The 19,019-nt window shown below is 55.0% G+C and carries 19 protein-coding genes, 1 tRNA gene and 1 pseudogene; 16 read left to right on the forward strand and 5 right to left on the reverse strand.

Going from position 1 to position 19,019, the window contains the following annotated elements; genetic code table 11:
- Positions 1-109 precede the first annotated feature (109 nt).
- The 4 genes and pseudogenes from SANT_RS06470 to SANT_RS06480 form a co-directional block, all read right to left on the reverse strand.
- Positions 110-805: a helix-turn-helix transcriptional regulator gene (locus SANT_RS06470; RefSeq protein WP_025421481.1), complete on the reverse strand. Its 696-nt coding sequence runs from the start codon at positions 803-805 to the stop codon at positions 110-112.
- Between the two features lie 282 nt (positions 806-1,087).
- Positions 1,088-2,226 (reverse strand): annotated as a pseudogene (locus tag SANT_RS23800) (tyrosine-type recombinase/integrase); the annotation flags it as partial.
- Between the two features lie 136 nt (positions 2,227-2,362).
- Positions 2,363-2,437 (reverse strand) — tRNA-Arg (locus SANT_RS06475).
- Between the two features lie 327 nt (positions 2,438-2,764).
- The gene (locus tag SANT_RS06480; protein WP_025421482.1) at positions 2,765-3,739 is read right to left on the reverse strand and encodes a formate/nitrite transporter family protein; all 975 of its coding nucleotides are present in this window, start codon (positions 3,737-3,739) and stop codon (positions 2,765-2,767) included.
- A gap of 283 nt (positions 3,740-4,022) precedes the next feature.
- Here SANT_RS06480 and ccmA point away from each other — a divergent pair, with 283 nt between their 5' ends.
- The 15 genes from ccmA (at position 4,023) to SANT_RS06555 (ending at position 17,296) form a co-directional block, all read left to right on the forward strand.
- On the forward strand, positions 4,023-4,661 hold the full coding sequence (gene ccmA / locus SANT_RS06485; RefSeq protein WP_025421483.1) for a cytochrome c biogenesis heme-transporting ATPase CcmA: 639 nt from the start codon (positions 4,023-4,025) through the stop codon (positions 4,659-4,661).
- A complete protein-coding gene (ccmB, locus tag SANT_RS06490) occupies positions 4,649-5,308 on the forward strand; it encodes a heme exporter protein CcmB (protein ID WP_025421484.1) in 660 nt (219 codons plus the stop codon). The genes ccmA and ccmB overlap by 13 nt, the downstream gene beginning before the upstream one ends.
- 84 nt (positions 5,309-5,392) lie before the next feature.
- Positions 5,393-6,130 carry a heme ABC transporter permease gene (locus SANT_RS06495; RefSeq protein WP_025421485.1) on the forward strand — a complete coding sequence of 246 codons (738 nt, stop codon included), beginning with the start codon at positions 5,393-5,395 and terminating at the stop codon, positions 6,128-6,130.
- The gene (gene ccmD, locus SANT_RS06500; RefSeq protein ID WP_025421486.1) at positions 6,127-6,360 is read left to right on the forward strand and encodes a heme exporter protein CcmD; all 234 of its coding nucleotides are present in this window, start codon (positions 6,127-6,129) and stop codon (positions 6,358-6,360) included. The genes SANT_RS06495 and ccmD overlap by 4 nt, the downstream gene beginning before the upstream one ends.
- Complete coding sequence (gene ccmE / locus SANT_RS06505) at positions 6,357-6,896, forward strand: cytochrome c maturation protein CcmE (protein WP_025421487.1); 540 nt, start codon at positions 6,357-6,359, stop codon at positions 6,894-6,896. Before ccmD ends, ccmE begins: the two co-directional genes overlap by 4 nt.
- A complete protein-coding gene (locus SANT_RS06510) occupies positions 6,893-8,860 on the forward strand; it encodes a heme lyase CcmF/NrfE family subunit (RefSeq protein WP_025421488.1) in 1,968 nt (655 codons plus the stop codon). The genes ccmE and SANT_RS06510 overlap by 4 nt, the downstream gene beginning before the upstream one ends.
- Entirely contained in the window at positions 8,857-9,411 is a 555-nt protein-coding gene (locus SANT_RS06515) for a DsbE family thiol:disulfide interchange protein (protein WP_025421489.1), read from the forward strand. The genes SANT_RS06510 and SANT_RS06515 overlap by 4 nt, the downstream gene beginning before the upstream one ends.
- The gene (locus SANT_RS06520) at positions 9,408-9,878 is read left to right on the forward strand and encodes a cytochrome c-type biogenesis protein (protein WP_081730424.1); all 471 of its coding nucleotides are present in this window, start codon (positions 9,408-9,410) and stop codon (positions 9,876-9,878) included. Before SANT_RS06515 ends, SANT_RS06520 begins: the two co-directional genes overlap by 4 nt.
- Positions 9,878-11,089, forward strand: a complete 1,212-nt coding sequence (gene ccmI, locus SANT_RS06525; protein ID WP_025421491.1) for a c-type cytochrome biogenesis protein CcmI — start codon at positions 9,878-9,880, stop codon at positions 11,087-11,089. The genes SANT_RS06520 and ccmI overlap by 1 nt, the downstream gene beginning before the upstream one ends.
- Before the next feature lie 33 nt (positions 11,090-11,122).
- On the forward strand, positions 11,123-11,881 hold the full coding sequence (gene mlaA / locus SANT_RS06530; protein WP_025421492.1) for a phospholipid-binding lipoprotein MlaA: 759 nt from the start codon (positions 11,123-11,125) through the stop codon (positions 11,879-11,881).
- 360 nt (positions 11,882-12,241) lie between these two features.
- A complete protein-coding gene (locus tag SANT_RS06535) occupies positions 12,242-12,538 on the forward strand; it encodes a YfcZ/YiiS family protein (RefSeq protein WP_081730425.1) in 297 nt (98 codons plus the stop codon).
- A gap of 374 nt (positions 12,539-12,912) precedes the next feature.
- Complete coding sequence (sixA, locus tag SANT_RS06540) at positions 12,913-13,395, forward strand: phosphohistidine phosphatase SixA (protein WP_025421494.1); 483 nt, start codon at positions 12,913-12,915, stop codon at positions 13,393-13,395.
- A gap of 886 nt (positions 13,396-14,281) precedes the next feature.
- A complete protein-coding gene (locus SANT_RS06545) occupies positions 14,282-14,617 on the forward strand; it encodes a GtrA family protein (protein WP_237234660.1) in 336 nt (111 codons plus the stop codon).
- Positions 14,602-15,651, forward strand: a complete 1,050-nt coding sequence (locus SANT_RS06550; RefSeq protein ID WP_025421496.1) for a glycosyltransferase family 2 protein — start codon at positions 14,602-14,604, stop codon at positions 15,649-15,651. The genes SANT_RS06545 and SANT_RS06550 overlap by 16 nt, the downstream gene beginning before the upstream one ends.
- 13 nt (positions 15,652-15,664) lie before the next feature.
- Positions 15,665-17,296 carry a hypothetical protein gene (locus tag SANT_RS06555; protein ID WP_148296247.1) on the forward strand — a complete coding sequence of 544 codons (1,632 nt, stop codon included), beginning with the start codon at positions 15,665-15,667 and terminating at the stop codon, positions 17,294-17,296.
- Between the two features lie 77 nt (positions 17,297-17,373).
- On the opposite strand, the gene smrB is transcribed toward SANT_RS06555, so the two are convergent.
- The gene (gene smrB / locus SANT_RS06560) at positions 17,374-17,904 is read right to left on the reverse strand and encodes an endonuclease SmrB (RefSeq protein WP_025421498.1); all 531 of its coding nucleotides are present in this window, start codon (positions 17,902-17,904) and stop codon (positions 17,374-17,376) included.
- Between the two features lie 164 nt (positions 17,905-18,068).
- Between smrB and prmB the strand changes: the two genes are divergently transcribed.
- A complete protein-coding gene (gene prmB / locus SANT_RS06565) occupies positions 18,069-19,001 on the forward strand; it encodes a 50S ribosomal protein L3 N(5)-glutamine methyltransferase (RefSeq protein WP_025421499.1) in 933 nt (310 codons plus the stop codon).
- Positions 19,002-19,019: the final 18 nt, after the last annotated feature.

Here is a 19,019-nt window from a genome sequence, read left to right on the forward strand (position 1 = left end):
ATTAATCTTATCAATAATCGTTCGTGATTGATGAGTCTAATGAAAAGGTAACAGATTTACGAAATAAGTGTGTTTATGTATGGTGGATAAACAGTGCATTAATGTTTTTTTACCAGCAAAAATTAACGCCTTCTCTGAGGAGTTTTTTCGGTACGTAATTATTCAATCCGACATTATGACAATATTCAATTAGACTCTTTATCGAGTTTGCGCCGGCTTTTTCATATATCTTCAATAGTCTATTCTCAACCGTTCTATGAGAAATACATAGCATAGGTGCAATCTCTTTAGCGGGTATTTTTTGAATGGCATAGAAAATTATATCAAGCTCTCTTGCGGTGAAAATGTCCACTGGAGGATTAAAGGTTATTACCGACGGCTTGAGACTTTTGAAAAAATCAAAAACTGATATAAATGTGAATTTTCTGGCAAAAAATATAGTGCCGCTAGCATTTCCATCATCGCCATAAATGGGGAATTTGATACAGTACCACGGCTCTAGAACTGAATTGCGCGTATAGTAAGAGGTAGATATTATCTCGGCTCCTGACTTCATCGTTTCAGCTTTTCGGTCATGAGCTTTGTACTCTGCGGCCAATTCAGACCACGGGCATGGAAAATCCTCATCATACCTTCCTTCATAATCAAAATTATTAGGAACGTTATGAAAATCCTTAGATGCCTGGTTCATATATACAAAGCTGGATTTGTTGCACTTTATCCCCATTGCAGCATTTGAATGTTCCATGAAATTGAGCAGGGGTATTCCTGTAAGCAGGTTTGATTTTATAGTAAGGTCATCCATAATAATTCTCCGTTTAACAAAATTAGAGAGAAAAATCCAAGAGTTAGGATTACATTATTTTTTATTCAAGTAAAGAGTACATTCCCCCATTAATACAGGAAGTGAATACCTAATTATCAAGCTTAAAATTATCTCTAAATCTGTGGTATTGATTTTATTTGTCTATCAACTGCATCGAGCCGGCTCGCTTGCAGAGGTGGCAGGGGTCAATGGTTTGTTGGAGAAAAAGAAAAATATCACGATCGTGATGATGACACGCTGGAGTGAAGTGCTATTCAGCCCATCAAGATAATCAGCATACCATTGCATCAATTCTCTTCGCTTATCGAGATATTGTGCAGGGTTGTATATGCCTCGGATGTTGTTGCTTTCTGAGTGAGCTAACTGGCGCTCAATGGCATCTTTAGGCCATCCATTCTCGTTTAGTAGCGTGCTGAGTAGGAGTCGGAAAACATGCCCGCTTGCAATCCCTTAATAACCTAAAGGACGAATAACAAGCAAAACGGCATTTCCGCTGATAGATTTCTTCTTATCGTTCTTACCAGGAAACACTAATGCCGAAATTTCTGTTATTGGTCTCAATATTTTCAGAATCGCAATAACCTGAGCTGACATGGGTACGACGTGTCTACGTCACCCCTTCATGACTTCGGCATCGATAGTCATCATCCTGTTGGTAAAATCGACGTAGCCCCATTTCATACTGCGCAATTCATTAATACGCAAAACGGTATAGTGAAGCACTTGTGTAGCTGACCTTGAAACTGTGCTACCCAAATAGGGCGATAATGCTTTGTTGAAATCAGGATTTGTTTTACTTGCAAAAAGGAATAATTACTTTTCCGGTAACCCTTCATTGCGTCAGCCAGATCGGGGGCAGGATGGTATTTGGCTCTGCCCGTAATAACTGCATACCTAAAAACTTCCCCGCATCTTCTCCTGGCCTTAGTTGCCCTCTCCATTGCGCCACGGTCCTCGAACCTACGGATCACCCTTAGCAAAACTAAAGGATCAATCCCGTTATGCGCATATGGGCTATGGATGGGAGAATGTCATCAGTGAACATGCACTTTAGCTCAAGAGCAAAGCCATATGACCATACCCGCATCTTATGCTCATACCATTCTTGATATATCGAAGCAAAATTCTCTTTTTCGGCAACATCCTTTTTTTCTTGATATCTGGCTGATGCCTGCGCACAAATCTCGCTTTGCCTGAAAAGCTGCGCCCCTTGTTTCAGACGAACTGACTTCAGGATACTTACTTACAGTATAAGTTTTTTCTCTGCCACCCAGTTGATAAAGCAGCTGTCAGACTTTGTTACCGCTAGCCGGCACGTAGAGATAGAGACTGCTACCATCTCAAATCCGGTAGGGCTTCTCTTTAGGTTTGGCCGTTTCAATCTGTTTGATGGTGAGCATTGGGTAAAAATCATTTACCCAAAACTAAGCGTGGCGGTCAACGAACGGTAGTGAACTGTTGCAAACGATAAGTTGCGGCGTAAGCGCGATAGAGGGAGGCTTTGGGGACTGTTACGTACTTTTGCGGGCTGTGTAATGGTGTCCCCGACAGGAATCGAACCTGTAACTAGCCCTTAGGAGGGGCTTGTTATATCCGTTTAACTACGGAGACACGTCGAGCGGCGGCCAGTATAGCCTATCTGGACCCGGAAATAAGCACCCGGCGGCGCGTTTGCTCAATTCATGGTCAAAGCGCGGCGTTACCCGCCTCATGGCGAGAAACCTGTAAGCTTGCGACGGTATCCAGGCCGCTGGCGCGGGGGAAACCGCGACGACGTAGCGCTGAACGCAGCGGCGTGTTATCGCAACACGCGCCAGAGAGGGGCTGACGTTGACGCGCGACGCGTGCCTCAGCCGGCCGAGGGGCATCGCGCGCGCTGCGCGACTCAAGCCGTGGGCGTCACGCGAAGGGCCTGCCGCGGTGCCGAGGGGGCAGGGGCTAATCTTGCTTGGCGGAGGCTGTTTTATTGCCGCTGGCGGCAGATGTCCGCCGGTGATGGCTCAAGTCGTTGCGTATTTGGGCGTGGCTTATCAACGCGAAAATAAATGTACCGCCAACGATATTGCCCGCCAGCGTGGGCAGTGCGAACGGATAGAAAAATTGCCACCACGGGATATCGCCGTTGAAGACCAGATACAGGATTTCGACCGATCCCACCACGATATGGGTCAAATTGCCGATGCCCATTAAGTAGGTCATCAGGATAATGATGAGTAACTTATTGTGTTTTGCCGAGGGCATCATCCAGACCAGCGATGCGATGATCCAGCCGGAGATAATGGCGTTGCAAAACATCTCCCCAGGGGTGTTGGCCATCACCTCTTGGGAGAGCGAGACAAAAGCCGCGCGCGTAGCGCTGTCAAACACCGGCAGGTGAATAAAGGCGAAAGCCATCAACGCCGTGCCTATCAGGTTGCCTACCAGCACCACGCCCCAAAGCCGCATCAGAATAGCAAAATTATGGCGGGTCGGTTTGTGCATAAACGGCAGCACGGCGGTCAAGGTGTTCTCCGTGAATAGCTGCTGGCGCGCCATAATGACAATCACAAAACCAATGGTGTAGCCCAGATTTTCGACAAAAAAACCGATCGCGCCTTCAGGGAGCCGCGCATGAAAAATGCCTTTTGCCATTAGCGAGGCGCCCATCGACAGGCCGGCCGCCAGGGCGGACCACCCTAATGCCAGACTGTCACGTTCAAGCTCTTTCTCTCCTTCCTGGCGGATCTCTTCATGTACCGCGGCGGCGGGGGAAGGAAGGTTCTCCTCCTCCACCTCAATGTCGGTTCCTTCTTCATTCTCCTGGCTTTCGACTTCATGGTCTTTGCCGACGGCGTGGGAAAGCGCGTCGTCCCGATGCGGGCCAGGGGCATTTTGCTGAGGGGCGACAAGATTTTTTTCGCGTTTCTGGTGCATAAATGGGTCTCTTTAGCAGCGGCGAGGATAGCAAACCTCATAAGCGTAGCGGTTAGGGCGCAATCAGTCGCGTGCGTGCGGTGAGGGCGTCGAAAAAAATATGTCCCGCTATAATTTGGGGTTAATGAGTAACAAAATTTTAACGTTACTGGTTTTTCATGCGTTTTATTGATCTAATACAGGCTTTCGATAATAGGCAGGCGGGTAGCGTCGGCGACGGCCTTTTTCCTGTGGCGCCCCGTGTTATGATGCGGGCCATTGTTAATAAAGAGTTTAATTTCTAATGCTGGCAATCCACAATCTGGCCTGTGTCCGCGATGATCGCCCCTTATTTAGCGGATTGAACGATGAGATCGGTCCCGGTGATTGGGTGCAAATAGAGGGCGCGAACGGCGCCGGCAAAACATCGCTGCTGCGGATCCTGGCCGGTCTGGCGCCGCCGGATGACGGCGAGATCCGCTGGCGCCAGCGCCCGCTGCGTCAGTGCCGGAGCGACTATTATCGTGAGCTGCTATATATCGGCCATCAGGCGGGCATTAAGGCCGCCCTGACGCCGTGGGAAAATCTGCTATTTTATCAAGGCATCAATGGAGCGCGACATGACGCCGACATCGGGCGGGCGCTTGAGCAGGTTGGGTTGTTGGGCTATGAAGATGTGCGCGCGGCGGGGTTATCGGCGGGGCAGCAGCGGCGTATCGCCTTGGCTAGGCTATGGTTGACGCCGGGGACGCTTTGGATCCTGGATGAGCCGCTCACGGCGCTCGACCTTCAGGGGGCCAAGGCGTTGACCAGGCAGTTTGAGCAGCATTGCGCCGCGGGCGGCATGGTGATTCTGACCACCCATCAACCGTTGCCGCCCTCGGCGTGCCGGGTACGTAAGATAGCGTTGGACAGGGCGGAGACGGCGTCATGTTCTGGTTAGTGTTGCGCCGTGAGCTGCGGCTGGCGTGGCGCCATGGCAATGAGCTGGCGAATCCGCTGTGGTTCTTTCTTATTGTCATTACGTTATTTCCTTTGGGAATCGGGCCGGAGCCGGCGTTGCTCAAACGTATCGCGCCGGGCGTCATTTGGGTGGCGGCGCTATTGGCCTGTCTGCTCTCCCTTGAACGGTTGTTCCGCGACGATGCGCAGGACGGCTCGCTGGATCAATTGCTGTTATTGCCGGCGCCGTTGCCGCTTACGGTACTGGGTAAAGTCTGTGCCCATTGGCTGGTCACCGGCCTGCCTCTGTTGTTGATGTCTCCGCTGGCGGCGCTGTTGTTGTCGCTTGACCTGGCTACCTGGTGCGCCCTGGCGCTGTCGCTGCTCTTGGGGACGCCGACGCTGAGTTTGCTCGGCGCGATAGGGGTGGCGTTAACGCTGGGCGCGCGCCGCGGCGGGGTGTTGCTCAGTTTACTGCTGCTGCCGCTGTTTATCCCGGTGCTGATTTTTGCGACCGCCGCCGTGGACAATGCCGCGTCAGGGTTGCCCGTGGACGGCTATCTGGCGGTGCTGGGGGCGTTGCTTGCCGGCAGCGTAACCCTGGCGCCGTTCGCTACCGCCGCGGCGTTGCGGTTCGGCGCGCCGTGATGGCCGGCGGACCTTGCAAGTCACCTTATTATGCCGATACCCCGGACAAGGGGTTTGCCTTGTTAATTGTGAGCAATAATTATCATGTGGAAAGTGCTTCATCAGTGGGCCAAACCGGAACGGCTATACCAAATTTGCGGGTGGTGTCTGCCCGGGCTTGCCCTTGCCGCGGCCATCACGTTGCTGCTTGGCTGGGTCTGGGGCTTTGGCTTTGCGCCGCCAGATTATCAGCAGGGTGACAGCGTGCGTATTATGTATTTGCACGTGCCGGCCGCGATGGGATCGATGGGCATATATGTCGCTATGGCGATAGCCGCCTTTATCGGTCTGGTATGGCAAATGAAAATGGCCGATTTGGCGGCGGCGGCAATGGCGCCGGTGGGGGCGGTGTTTACCTTTATCGCGCTGGTAACGGGATCCGCCTGGGGCAAACCCATGTGGGGGGCCTGGTGGGTATGGGATGCGCGCCTTACCTCGGAGTTGGTGCTGCTGTTTTTGTATTTGGGCGTGATGGCGTTGTATCACGCCTTCGACGATCGCCGTACCGCCGGCCGCGCCGCCGGCATCCTGATCCTGGTCGGGGTCGTCAATATTCCCATCATTCATTTTTCGGTGCAGTGGTGGAATACCCTGCATCAGGGCTCCACCGACATGCAGCAAACCATTGATCCCAGCATGCGAACGCCGCTGCGTTGGGCCATTGTCGGCTATCTGTTGCTGTTCATTACCGTGACGCTGATGCGTTTACGCACGCTGATTTTATTCCAGGAGCGTAAACGTCCTTGGGCCATCGCGCTGGCGCATAAGGAGCGTAGGCGATGAACGCGGCATTTTCTTCCTGGCCGGCCTTTCTGGTGATGGGCGGCTACGCCTTTTACGTTTGGCTAGCGGTCGCCGTCACGCTGCTATCGCTGGCGGCGTTGCTGGGACATACCCTGGTGGCGCGCCGCCAACTGCTGCGCGCCATCCGTCGGCAGCAGGCGCGCGCCGAACGGAGGCGACAGGGCGCCCTGCGCGCTACGCCGGCGATCCCCCCGGAGAAAGTTCAGTGAACCCACGTCGTAAAAGCCGCCTCTATCTGGCGATGGTGGTCGTTTTCGGAGCGGCGGTGACGCTGGCTCTTACGCTGTACGCGCTGCGCGCCAATATTGATCTGTTTTATACGCCTAGCGAAATTCTCGGCGGTAAAGGGGAAGATCACCAGTTACCTCACGTCGGCCAGCGCTTGCGTATCGGCGGTATGGTCATGCCCGGCAGCGTAAAACGCGATCCGCAAACCTTGCAGGTGACCTTCAAAATTTATGATGCCGCCGGCGCCGTGGCGGTCAGCTATGTCGGTATTTTGCCCGATCTATTTCGTGAAGGGCAGGGGGTAGTGGCGCAGGGCATCCTGGCGCCGGGGAATAGGGTGGAGGCCCGGGAAGTGCTGGCGAAACATGATGAAAAATATACCCCGCCGGAAGTGGCCAGCGCCATGTCCCCGGCCCGTCGGCCGGCGGCGCTGTTGACGGCGGCCGCGCCGCCCGCCGCGAGGGACGCCAGCGGCGCCCCCCTTCGATCGCCGGCGCAGAGCGGGGAGCAGCCATGATCCCGGAACTCGGCAATTTTCTCCTGTGCCTCGGCACCGGCCTGGCGCTGCTGCTAAGCATCTATCCTCTGTGGGGCGCCAGCCGACAGGATGCGCGCATGATGGCGGTGGCGCGGCCTTTGACCTACGGCGTGTTTCTTTCCCTCGCCGGCGCCTTTGTCTGTCTGGTTCAGGCGTTCATCGTTAACGATTTTACCGTCGCCTATGTGGTGAACAACTCGAACAGCAGCCTGCCCCTTTACTACCGTATCGCCGCCACCTGGGGCGCGCATGAGGGTTCGCTGCTGTTGTGGGTGCTATTGCTGAGCGTCTGGATGCTGGCGGTGGCGCGGTTTAGCCGCAACATGCCGGCGGAAGCCGTTGCGCGGGTGCTGGCGGTAATGGGGATGATCGCCTGCGGTTTTCTCGCCTTTATTCTGCTGACTTCTAACCCGTTTCGCCGTACGCTGCCGGATTTTCCCATTGATGGGCACGACCTTAATCCCGTATTGCAGGACATCGGTCTGATTTTCCATCCACCTTTACTCTATATGGGCTACGTGGGGTTTTCAGTGGCGTTTGCCTTTGCCATCGCGTCATTGATTGCCGGCCGTTTAGACACGGCCTGGGCGCGCTGGTCGCGCCCCTGGACGCTGGCGGCATGGATTTTCCTCACCATCGGCATCGTACTCGGCTCCGCCTGGGCCTATTATGAACTCGGCTGGGGCGGCTGGTGGTTTTGGGATCCGGTGGAGAATGCCTCGCTGATGCCCTGGTTGACCGGTACCGCCCTGTTGCACTCGCTGGCGGTCACCGAAAAGCGCGGGACGTTTAAAGCCTGGACGGTACTGCTGGCCATTGCCGCCTTCTCTTTATGCTTACTGGGGACGTTCCTGGTGCGATCCGGGGTGTTGGTCTCAGTGCATGCTTTCGCGTCGGACCCGGCGCGCGGGATGGTGATTCTGGCCTTTTTGGTGTTGGTCATCGGCGGTTCACTGCTGCTGTACGCCATCAAAGGGGGGCAGGTTCGCAGCCGCGCGCAAAACGATGTGTTTTCACGCGAGACCTTCTTGCTGGGCAATAATATTTTGCTAATGGCCGCCATGCTGGTGGTGCTGCTCGGCACGCTGCTGCCGCTGGTGCATAAAGAGCTGGGCATGGGCAGTATCTCTATCGGCGAACCCTTTTTCAACAGGTTGTTTACCTGGCTTATGGCGCCGATGGCGCTCCTGCTCGGGATTGGCCCGCTGGTGCGCTGGCGGCGCGATGAGGCGCGAAAGCTGCTTAAACGTCTGCTGCTGGCGATGGTTGCCACCCTGATATTGTCCATCCTGCTGCCTTGGGCGCTAGAGGACGATATCCGCGGTATGACGGTGGTGGGACTGATGATGTCGCTCTGGGTGATTATCCTGACGCTGCTGGAGCTGCACGAGCGCGCCACCCATCGGCACGGTTTCTGGCGCGGTCTCAGGCATTTGACCCGCAGCCATTGGGGCATGGTGCTCGGCCATCTGGGCGTGGCGGTGACGGTAATCGGCATCGCCTTCAGCCAGAATTACAGCGTGGAGCGCGATGTGCGTATGCGTCCCGGCGACAGCGCGACTATCCGCGATTATCAGTTCGTTTTCCGCCGGTTGGAGACGCTGCGCGGGCCGAATTATACCGGTGCCGCGGCGGTCATTGACGTCAGCCGCCGCGGTCGGCCGGAAGGGACGCTACAGGCAGAGAAACGCTTTTATACCGTCGCGCGCGCCGTGATGACCGAAGCGGCGATAAGCGGCGGCATCACCCGCGATCTGTATGCGGCGTTGGGCGAGGAGCTTGACGGCGGGGCCTGGGCCGTGCGCCTCTATTACAAGCCGTTCGTGCGCTGGATTTGGCTGGGCGGATTATTTATGGTCGCCGGCGGTATTTGCTGTTTGTTGGACCCGCGCTATCGGGCGGGTAAAAAGGCCCGTCTGACGGGAAGCGGGGCGCCCGTATGAGCCGCAAGCTGCTGTTTGTGCCTTTAGCGCTGTTTTTGCTGTTGACGCTCGCTTTCACCGTGCAGCTGACGCGCAGCGCCCACGGCGACGATCCCACGCGCCTGGAGTCGGCGTTGATAGGAAAACCGCTACCGGCCATGACCCTGGCGTCTTTGGCAAACCCGAGTAAAACCTACGATCAAGCGCTGCTGCGCGACGGGCGTCCCTGGCTGCTTAATGTCTGGGCCACCTGGTGTCCCACCTGTCGCGCCGAGCATCAATTTCTTAACGGCCTCGCCGCGCGGGGCGTGCGGATCCTCGGCATCAATTACAAAGACAGTCGCCCGCAGGCCTTGGCCTGGCTGAACACGCTCGGCAACCCCTACACCCTAAACGTGATCGACGGCGACGGAATGCTTGGTCTGGATCTTGGGGTGTATGGCGCGCCAGAAACCTTTCTTATCGATGGGCAGGGGATTGTGCGCTATCGTCACGCCGGCGATATGAACGACCGGGTCTGGCGGCAGGAGGTTGCGCCGCTCTACCGCCAGTATGGCGGGGGAAAAGAATGATGCGCGCAGCAATTTTGGCGGTGTTGGGCGGCCTGCTGCTGAGCGCTTACGCTGCGGCGGCGGTTGATATTCATCAATTTAGCAGCGTGGCGCAAGAACAGCAGTACCGCGAGTTGATAGGCGAATTACGCTGTCCGAAATGCCAGAATACCAGCATCGCCGATTCAAATGCCGTCATCGCCGGCGATATGCGCGATAAAGTTTATCACTTGATGCTGCAAGGCCAGAGTAAGCAACAAATCATCGACTATATGGTGGCGCGCTACGGCCGTTTCGTCACCTATACGCCGCCGCTAAATCCGCTTACGCTCTTGCTGTGGCTGGTGCCGTTGCTGTTTGTGGCGGGAGGGGCGACGATAGTCATCGCTTCGGCCGCCCGCCGCAAGCCCGCCATCAGCGCGCTGTCGTCGGCGCAACGGCAGCGTTTGGCGCGATTAATTCCGCCTGCCGATAGGGATGCGCCATGATAGCTTTCCTTCTTCTGGCCGTCCTGCTATTGCTGCTGGCCTGCGCGCTTTTCGTGCTACCGGCGCTGCGCTATCGCGGTGAAACCGAAACCGTTAGCCGCGATCAACTCAACAAGCGCTTCTATCAGCGCCGGCTCCACGAGCTGGCCCACGACGAGCGCGAGGGGGTGGTGAGCGAACGGGCGCGACACATCGAGGATTTGCAGCGTGCGCTGCTAACGGATATTCCGGCGGCGGCGCCGCCGCCGCGGTCCCCGCTGCCGCGTTGGGTGCTTATCCCGGGGGTGGTGGTGCTGTTGGCGGTGGCGCTGGGGCTGCATGGCCTGACCGGCGGTGCGAGTCAGGTACTACGCTGGCGGCAGACGGTAAACGAATTTCCGGCGCTGCGCGCGCGGGTCTTAACTACCCAAGGGCCACCCTTAAGTGCCGAGGCGCTTAGCCGTTTCGCCGTCGGTCTGCGCGCCGAGCTGCAACAGCATCCGGCGAACAAACAGAACTGGCTGATCCTCGGCCGTCTCGGCGTGGTGCTCAATAACGCCGATATGGCGACCCAGGCGTTCGCTAAGGCCTGGCGCCTGGCGCCGGGGGATGATGCCATCGCGCTGGATTACGCCTCGGTGCTGACCCGTTCCGCTGATCCGGGGGACAACGGCGCGGGCAATCGGCTGCTGCGTGAGATTACCGCTAAACAACCGCATAACCTACAGGCGCTGGATTTACTGGCGCTGAATGAATATCAGCAAGGCCATGATGCCCAAGCGATCGCGCTGTGGCGCGAGGTGCTGGGGCGCCTGCCGGCCGCCGACCCTCGCGCTGACGCCCTCCGGCAGCACATTGAGCAGGCCAAGGCGCAGGGCGGGCTGGAGCAGGGCGCTTTGAGGGTTGTCGTTACCCTATCGCCGGCCGCCGCGGCCGCGTTGCCCCCCAGCGGGACGCTATTTATTTCCGTCAGCGATGGACAAAGTCCAATACCTGTAGCGGTAAAACCTTTGCCGATGAGTCGCTTTCCGTTATCGTTATCGCTCGACGATAGCAATGCCATGATCCCCGAACGTTTGCTTTCCGCCCAGCGGCAGGTAAAAGTACGGGTCCGACTGGCGCGCGACGGCACCGCACAACCGCAACGCGGTGACTGGTTCGGCGAAAGTACGACGCAGCCATTTAACGGTAACGGCCGGGTAGCGGTTGAGATAGACCAGCAGCTTCCCTAGCGATGGCATAAGAAAATACAACGGAGTTTTATAATGAATTTCCGCCTGTCAGGTGTGGCGTTTGCCAGCGTCCTGCTTCTGGGGTGCGCTACTCATCAAAATCAGGACGACCAAGGCCGGTCGGATCCTCTGGAGGGTTTCAACCGCAGCATGTTTAATTTCAACTATAACGTGCTGGATCCCTACGTGGTGCGCCCGGCGGCGGTGGCCTGGCGGGATTATGTGCCGAAGCCGGCGCGTAACGGGTTGAGCAATTTTTTCACCAACCTGGAAGAGCCCGCCACCATGGTCAACTACTTTGTCGAGGGCAAGCCCTACAAAGCGATGGTGCATTTCAACCGCTTTTTCCTTAATACCCTGCTTGGCATGGGGGGCTTAATCGATGTGGCCTCTATGGCGAACCCAAAACTGGCCAAAGAGGAGCCTCGGCGCTTCGGCAGTACGCTGGGTCATTATGGCGTCGGTTACGGCCCGTATGTGCAGTTGCCCGGCTACGGCAGTTTCACGCCCCGTGAGGACGTCGGCGGGCTGGTGGATGATCTCTACCCGCTGTTGAGCTACCTGACCTGGTGGATGTCCGCCGGCAAATGGGCGTTGGAAGGCCTGGAAACCCGCGCCCAACTGCTGGATTCGGACGGCCTGCTGCGCAATTCGCAGGATCCTTACGCCATGGTGCGCGCCGCCTATTTCCAGCGCCATGATTTCCTGGCCAGCGACGGCGTGTTGACGCCGCAGGAAAACCCGAACGCCGCCGCGATCCAAGGCGATCTTAACTCGATAGATGCCCAATAAATGGAGCTGCCCCCCGTGGTCGATGGGCTAACGCCCGGACGGCAGGGGGGACCGCGCGCCGGCCGGGGAGGGCGCGTGAACGAGGGCCGGGCCGACTGACGGGGTGACGACCCGCCGGGGGCGGTGATGTTAGCGCGGTGCGCAGGGTATGACGTTCCGTTTACGCGCTTGCTACATCGGTAACGCGCTGGAAATAGCGAGCGATTTCCGTTTACCTCGGGCGATAAAAACGCGTCTTTGACGGCCCTATTGTCCGCCGGATCGGCTGTTAACCCTGGCGCAAGGGGCGTATAATTGTTCCCTATAATGAGTAAGATTGATGACTAGCGCCACCCCGGATCGCCGGGCAAGGAGAACACAATGGCTAATTCACTGAACAAATGCAGCGCAAATGAAACGGCAGCCTGCTGCTGTGTTGACGTTGGCACCATCATTGATAATGAAGATTGTAAGGCGAGCTTTAGCCGCGAGTTTGCGGTTCGCCAGCAGGCGGAATCGATGTTGGCCACGCTGACGGAAAAAGCCCGCGCGGTGGAATCCGATCCTTGCCAAATCGATGCTAGGATTGAACCGCAGGACGACGGTTTCGTGCTGGACGCGGATTTTACTTTTTGCTGTCAGGCGGAAACGCTGATTTTCCAACTGGGTCTGCGTTAACGCCCGCGTCGAACCCCGCGGCTGAACGCTTACGGCGCGGCGGGGAACCGTTTTTGTTCCGCGTTGAGAATATTCCCACGGTGTTTATGCACCATTCGGCTAAAGTGTTGTCATAGCCTGATAGTCATCGTAAAGGCGCGGCGCGTTTTCACCCCGAAATCGCGGCTCGCGTGCGAATGACCCTGCGCGTGATATTGACTCCCGGGGTGGAGTTGATGTAAAAAACAGCGTTTTGGTCAGATGAGACTGCTCATCTGGCACGGTCGTTATACCGCCACCGCGGGTGGATGGCGGCACGACCCGTGCGTCAGTGGCAGGCTGTGGGCATTCCCCAGCCGACCGGGCGCGTTTTTCCCCAACAACAACGGTGCATTATGCAAGTTCTAATTATGCGGCATGGCGATGCTGTTTCCGAGGCCGCCAGCGATGCGGAAAGACCCCTGACCGATCGGGGCCGTGACGAATCCGGCCTGATGGCGCGCTGGCTTAGCGGCCAAGTGGCGGATATCGATCGGGTGTTGGTCAGTCCCTATTTGCGCGCTAGGCAGACGCTCGATACCCTGCAGGCATATCTGGTGTTGCCGGATGGACATGAAGTGTTGCCGGAGCTGACGCCGGGCGGGGATGCCGGACTGGTATGCTGCTATTTGCAGGCGCTGGCGAATGAAGGGCTGAACCGGGTGCTGGTCATCTCCCATTTGCCGTTGGTGGGATATCTGGTGGCGGATTTATGCCCCGAGGAGCAGCCGCCGATGTTCGCCACTTCCGCCGTGGCGGGCGTGGATCTGGACGCCGTCAGCGGCAGCGGCAAGCTGTGCTGGCAAGTAGGGCCAACGCAACTGCTGTCGAAAGTCTGAACACAGGGCGTGCGGGCGCGGCGGAGGTTGTCCCTGAGAAGTGGATTATGACCTTTCCCCCTGCTAGACGCGTCGCCGCGACGTTTTCGGACGCTGACGCCGCTAATCGACAATGCTATCACTAGGCTTACCTCGAACGGGTTTGCCGCGCTCTGCTTATCGGTTTACCGTCCTGTCGCGCCGGTGCAAGACCGAGTGGCGTTTTGGCTGAGATAGCCGCTTTCTGCGGCCGTTATCTTCCCCGACGCGGGTTAACAGGCCCGTCGTCAGCGTCAGGATCGGCAGCAGAAGTCTTATCTAGGCGGGACAGACCGCCCTTTTCTTACCGCTTACCGTATTTTGTGCGCCAGACTTGCCCCCCCCCCCTGCCGGTGCGTCTTCGTTCATCTTTTTAAGAAGCATTAACCCTCAAACCGTCCCCCCACAAAGCTCACCCCGAACGCGTTTTTGAGCAACCGTATTCGCGATAAAGCGCGGTTTGCGCGGTGAATCCGCGGGTGCCATCACCGCCGTGGTCAGGGGCAGGCCGTCGGTACCGTGCGGTCTAGGAAGGAGATGAGGGGGACGACTCACTTGAGCGAAACGATATCTGTACATATTCTCATTTATAACAGGAAAGTTAAATAAAAAGTATATAAATCATATCGTTAACAATGATTAATACAATCGTAAAGAGCGTGCAAATTTTGTGTGTATTTACAGATTAAATTAATTATAATGGTTTCTCATTGTCAAAGTTGCGAAGAAGAGATGACATTTTTGACAAGCGGGAAAACAGGGGTTTCAGGGGGATAAACTGAAAATTCAGGCAATCAAGCGCTGCGGACCGTTCCGTTTATTATCCCGTATTCCAGATAATTCGCTCACACAAACGGTAAAATTTTGTTTGGTCGGGTTACTCAATACCGCGCTGACAGCGGCGGTTATTTTCACCCTTATTCATGTTGGTACCAACATTTACCTGGCTAATTTCATCGGTTATGCGGTTGGTATAGTTTGCAGTTTCATTTTTAATTGTCTCTTTACCTTCTCAACCTCCCTTTCTTTTCGCCGTCTAGGCAAATTTTTAGTCACGTGTTTAGCCGCCTATCTTGTTAATGTCGGCGTTATCTGGTTAGTCGTGCATAGTAATTCGAGTTTGATTTATTCAAGCCAAATTGCCGGTATGGCATCCTATACCATAACAAGTTTTTTATTATCTAAATTATGGGCTATGAGATGAATCTTAGCACTCCACCTTTGTTAGCAATTGTCGTGCCTTGTTATAATGAAGAAGCGGCCTTTCCCTTTTGTTTACACTCCTTGATGGAAGTGGTGACGGGTTTACAACGCAGCAATAAGATCCAACAGGGTAGCCACCTGTTATTTGTTGACGACGGTAGTCGAGACAGTACATGGCAATTGATTTGCAGCGCGGCGGCAGAAAATAAAGCCGTGCACGGCTTAAAGTTATCGAGAAATTATGGCCATCAGGCCGCATTATTGGCGGGCCTTAACCTGGCCAACGCGGATGTTATCATCAGTATCGACGCAGATCTGCAAGACGATACCCAGTGTATCGAACAAATGATTGACTGCTATCTAAAAGGCAATGAAGTCGTCTACGGCGTGCGTTCGCGACGAGACAGCGACAGTTGGTTTAAGCGAACCTCCGCTACCCTGTTTTATCGGGTCATGGCCGCGATGGGGGTTGAGCAGATTCAAGATCATGCCGATTTCAGACTTCTCAGCCGGCGTGCATTAAAAGCATTACTGACATTAAAAGAGAAAAATATTTATCTGCGTGGCATGGTGCCGTTGGTTGGATTTAAAAGTGAAAAGGTCTTTTATTCACGTGCGGTGCGCGTGGCTGGCGATACGCATTATCCTCTGACCAAGATGATCTCTTTGGCGGTTAGAGGGATCACGTCTTCTTCCATCTATCCCTTGCGCATTATCTTCCACACCGGCTTTATCATCTGCCTGCTGTCAGCGTTGATGATTATCTATACCCTCTGTCAAAAAATAATCGGCAATACGGTTGAGGGATGGACATCGATATCGCTTGCTATTTTGTTTTTCGGCGGCGTGCAGTTACTTTGTCTCGGTGTGGTGGGGGAATACATCGGCAAAATATACACTGAAGTCAAAAACAGGCCGCTTTTCTTCGTAGAAGAAGAAATAAACTCTGAAGTTACTACCAAGGACAGTGAAGCAGCGCAGGCGGCTGATGCTCTCCAGGTAACGTATAATACTTTAAATAATAATGCTAAATAGAAGACGACCCGTAATGAGTAATCTTAATTCTTCCACAGCACCGAAGACACAATTACTGAACGGTAAGCTTGCCATGCTCATCGCCGTTTTGTTGATTGGGTTTGCTATCGGATTTATCCATCAGCATTACATCTATCCTATCTATTTTCATGGCGACTCCGCGGCTATGCAGGTGCTTGCGCGCGCTATCGTAGAAAAACATAGCCTGCTGCCGAAGGATTTTTCCTATGGCAATCAGATTATTTTCCTCCGTTCTAGTTATTTCATCGCGCTTGTCATGCTGCTGGGGATGTCTGGCTATAAAGCTTATATCGTCGGCTCTGCGCTCAGTATTGCCTTTTGGTTTGTTATTACTTACCTCGCTCTCTCCTCGGTGTTCCCGCGTCGTTCTAAAGCGCTGGCGCTCGCTGTGGCGTTGTTCATCCCGTTGGGTTACAACGATCTGGATATGGTATTAGGGCAACAATCGCATTTGGCAAATATTGTATTAGCGCTTGTCGCGGCGATTATGGCGTTTCAAGCATCGCAGCGCCCGTGCCGACGCTATTTGATTTTGAGTTTTTTGCCCATAGCGCTGATGGCTTTAGAAGCACCCATTAGAGGTGCATTGGTGGCACTGCCACTGATTGTGGTGTTATTCATTTGTTTCGGTGTCCGCAGAAGCATTTATCCTTCGGCGTTATCATTAGCGGGCATCATCGTCGGTTTTGTTGGCAACGCGCTATTGCTTAGACACACCGGCCCCCTCGAAGTAAATTATTTGCAGTCGTTAACGTTGTATAATTTGCCCGCTGTCATGGCTAACCTATCACAACTCGTGATTGTCCTGCTTAGCTCAACAATGGCCACGGATGTTTTTGCAGGGATGAAGATAGTCAGCGTGGGTTTCCTGCTGTATATCCTAAGCATCGGAATACTACTCTGTTACGTGGCCGCATTTATTTATGGCATCGTAAGGGCTACGGAAAGAGTGAGGGTAAAGCTAGCCGCCGTTAATGATAATGAGCCTAGTTTGCTGGACTTTTTCTTTATTCTCGCAGCGATAGGTATTGTCATCGGTTTATTCGCGGTGGCAAGCCTGAATCCTGACTCCCCCCGCCACGTGCAATGGGCTATGTCGCTGCTCAAAATAACGTTATTCCTGTGGCTTTATGAACAATTATCCCGCATTATCAAAACCAAAAGCACGCTGGCGATCATAACAATCATTGTTGCTCTCTTGACATCGTGCTGGTATCCCGTAGTCAGCAATAAACACCTTAGTCTCAGCATTCATATCACGTTCCATCGCAATCGCGATTTCAATCGTGAAATTCTCACGTTGATGCGCCAGAATAATATCTATCAAATTTATAGCGCAGACTTTTGGGGGATATTACCGCTGAATGCGATTGATAATCGGGTAAACGCCGGTGAACTTGCCATGAATGGCGACAACTTTGTTCCTCGACATTGGCTGTCGCGCCCAAGTTGGTTCTGCGCCACGGGGGAGGTGTTTTACTATTTAAACCAGGATGTCGAAGCAGACAGGTTGATAAAAGATCGGATAGTGAAGCGCCATGGCGAATTACTTCTCACAAAAGGGGATGTGTCGATTTGGAAAGGACCCGTGATTTGGGAAAACGACCGGCAATGCGTTAACTGACCCCCGATCGACTACGGGCGCAAACGCTAGCGCCCGAACCTCGCACCGGGTGGCTTCGCTATCGCAACCCTCATCTTTTAGGACGCCAGCTCCACCAGAATCAATAGCGCCGCGCTGCCGCCAAATTCCTTCGGCGCCTGATGAAAACCTTTTATATCAGGATGTTGCGCCAGCCAGAGGGGCGTCTGTTGCTTCAAAATATGTTTGCCGTGTCCATGCATGACGCAGGCGCAATACACATGTTCTCGCCGGCAGGCGGCGATAAGCGCGCCCAGTTCCTGTTTTGCCTCCGCCTGCGTGAGCCCGTGCAGATCCAAAAACAGCTCCGGCGTATAGTCACCGCGCCGCAGCTTTTTCACCTCATAGGGGCTCACGTCCGGGCGGACATAGCGCGGCGGCCCCTCTTCCTGAAGCAGCGGCTGGAATTCATCGGAAAAGTAAAAACTGGCGTCCACCTGCTCCTGAATCAATCGTCGCGGGGGCAGGGCGGATTTCGCGCGCCGCGGCGGGGGCGGTCTTACCCGGTCCTGGGGCAGCGGCTTGGCGCCTACCACCGTCTGCCTGAACAGCAGCAGATCATCCTCCGCCAGTGTAAATCGTTTCTTCATTGTTTCGCTCTGCGCCTAGCATTTATCTCAGTTTACCCTTTCCTTACCGTTGACGGCGAAAAAAGTGGCGCCGTTTCCCTCCAAGGCTTACTGGCTGCTGCTTTGTCCGTCACTTCATGGCACACTAGCGCTTGTTGAAGAAAGTGAAGGCCGCGGAGGGCAGATTGGACAAAATTTTTGTGGATGAAGCGGTAGCGGAGATGCATACCATACAGGATATGCTGCGCTGGACGGTCAGCCGGTTTAACGCCGCGCAGCTCTATTACGGCCACGGTACCGACAATCCCTGGGATGAAGCGTTACAGCTGGTGTTGCCCAGTTTGTTCCTGCCGCTGGATCTGCCGCCGGAGATGCACGGCGCGCGCCTGACCTCCAGCGAGCGTGCCCGCGTGGTTGAGCGGGTGATCCGCCGGGTCAATGAGCGCATACCCGTGCCGTACTTGACCAACAAGGCCTGGTTCTGCGGACTGGAATTTTATGTTGACGATCGCGTGCTGATCCCGCGTTCGCCCATTGGCGAACTGATTACCGATCGCTTTCGCGATCTGTTGCCCCATCCCCCGGCGCATATCCTTGATATGTGTACCGGTAGCGGTTGCATTGCCATCGCCTGCGCCTACGCCTACCCCGAGGCGGAGGTGGACGCGGTGGATATTGCCCCCGGCGTATTGGTGGTGGCGGAGCAAAATATCCAGGCGCACGGCGTTGAGCATCAGGTCACCCCGATTCGCTCTGATTTATTCCGTGACTTACCGCCGCTGGCCTATGACGTGATCGTGACCAATCCTCCCTATGTGGATGAAGAGGATATGAACGATTTGCCGGCGGAGTTTCATGCTGAACCGGTGCTGGGCCTGGCCGCCGGCAGCGATGGCCTCAAGCTGGTGCGGCGTATTCTGGCCTGTGCGCCCGATTATCTTGCCGAGAATGGCGTGTTGATTTGCGAAGTGGGCAACAGCATGGTGCATTTGATGGCGCAATACCCGCAGGTGCCGTTCCGCTGGCTGGAGTTCGCCCAAGGTGGCGACGGTGTATTCATGTTGACGCGGCAACAGTTGATCGCCTGCGGCGAACTTTTCAAGCTGTACCGTGATTAAAACCCCTGGCCCGGCCGC

It is taken from the genome of Sodalis praecaptivus, assembly GCF_000517425.1.
GTDB lineage: Bacteria > Pseudomonadota > Gammaproteobacteria > Enterobacterales > Enterobacteriaceae > Sodalis_A > Sodalis_A praecaptivus.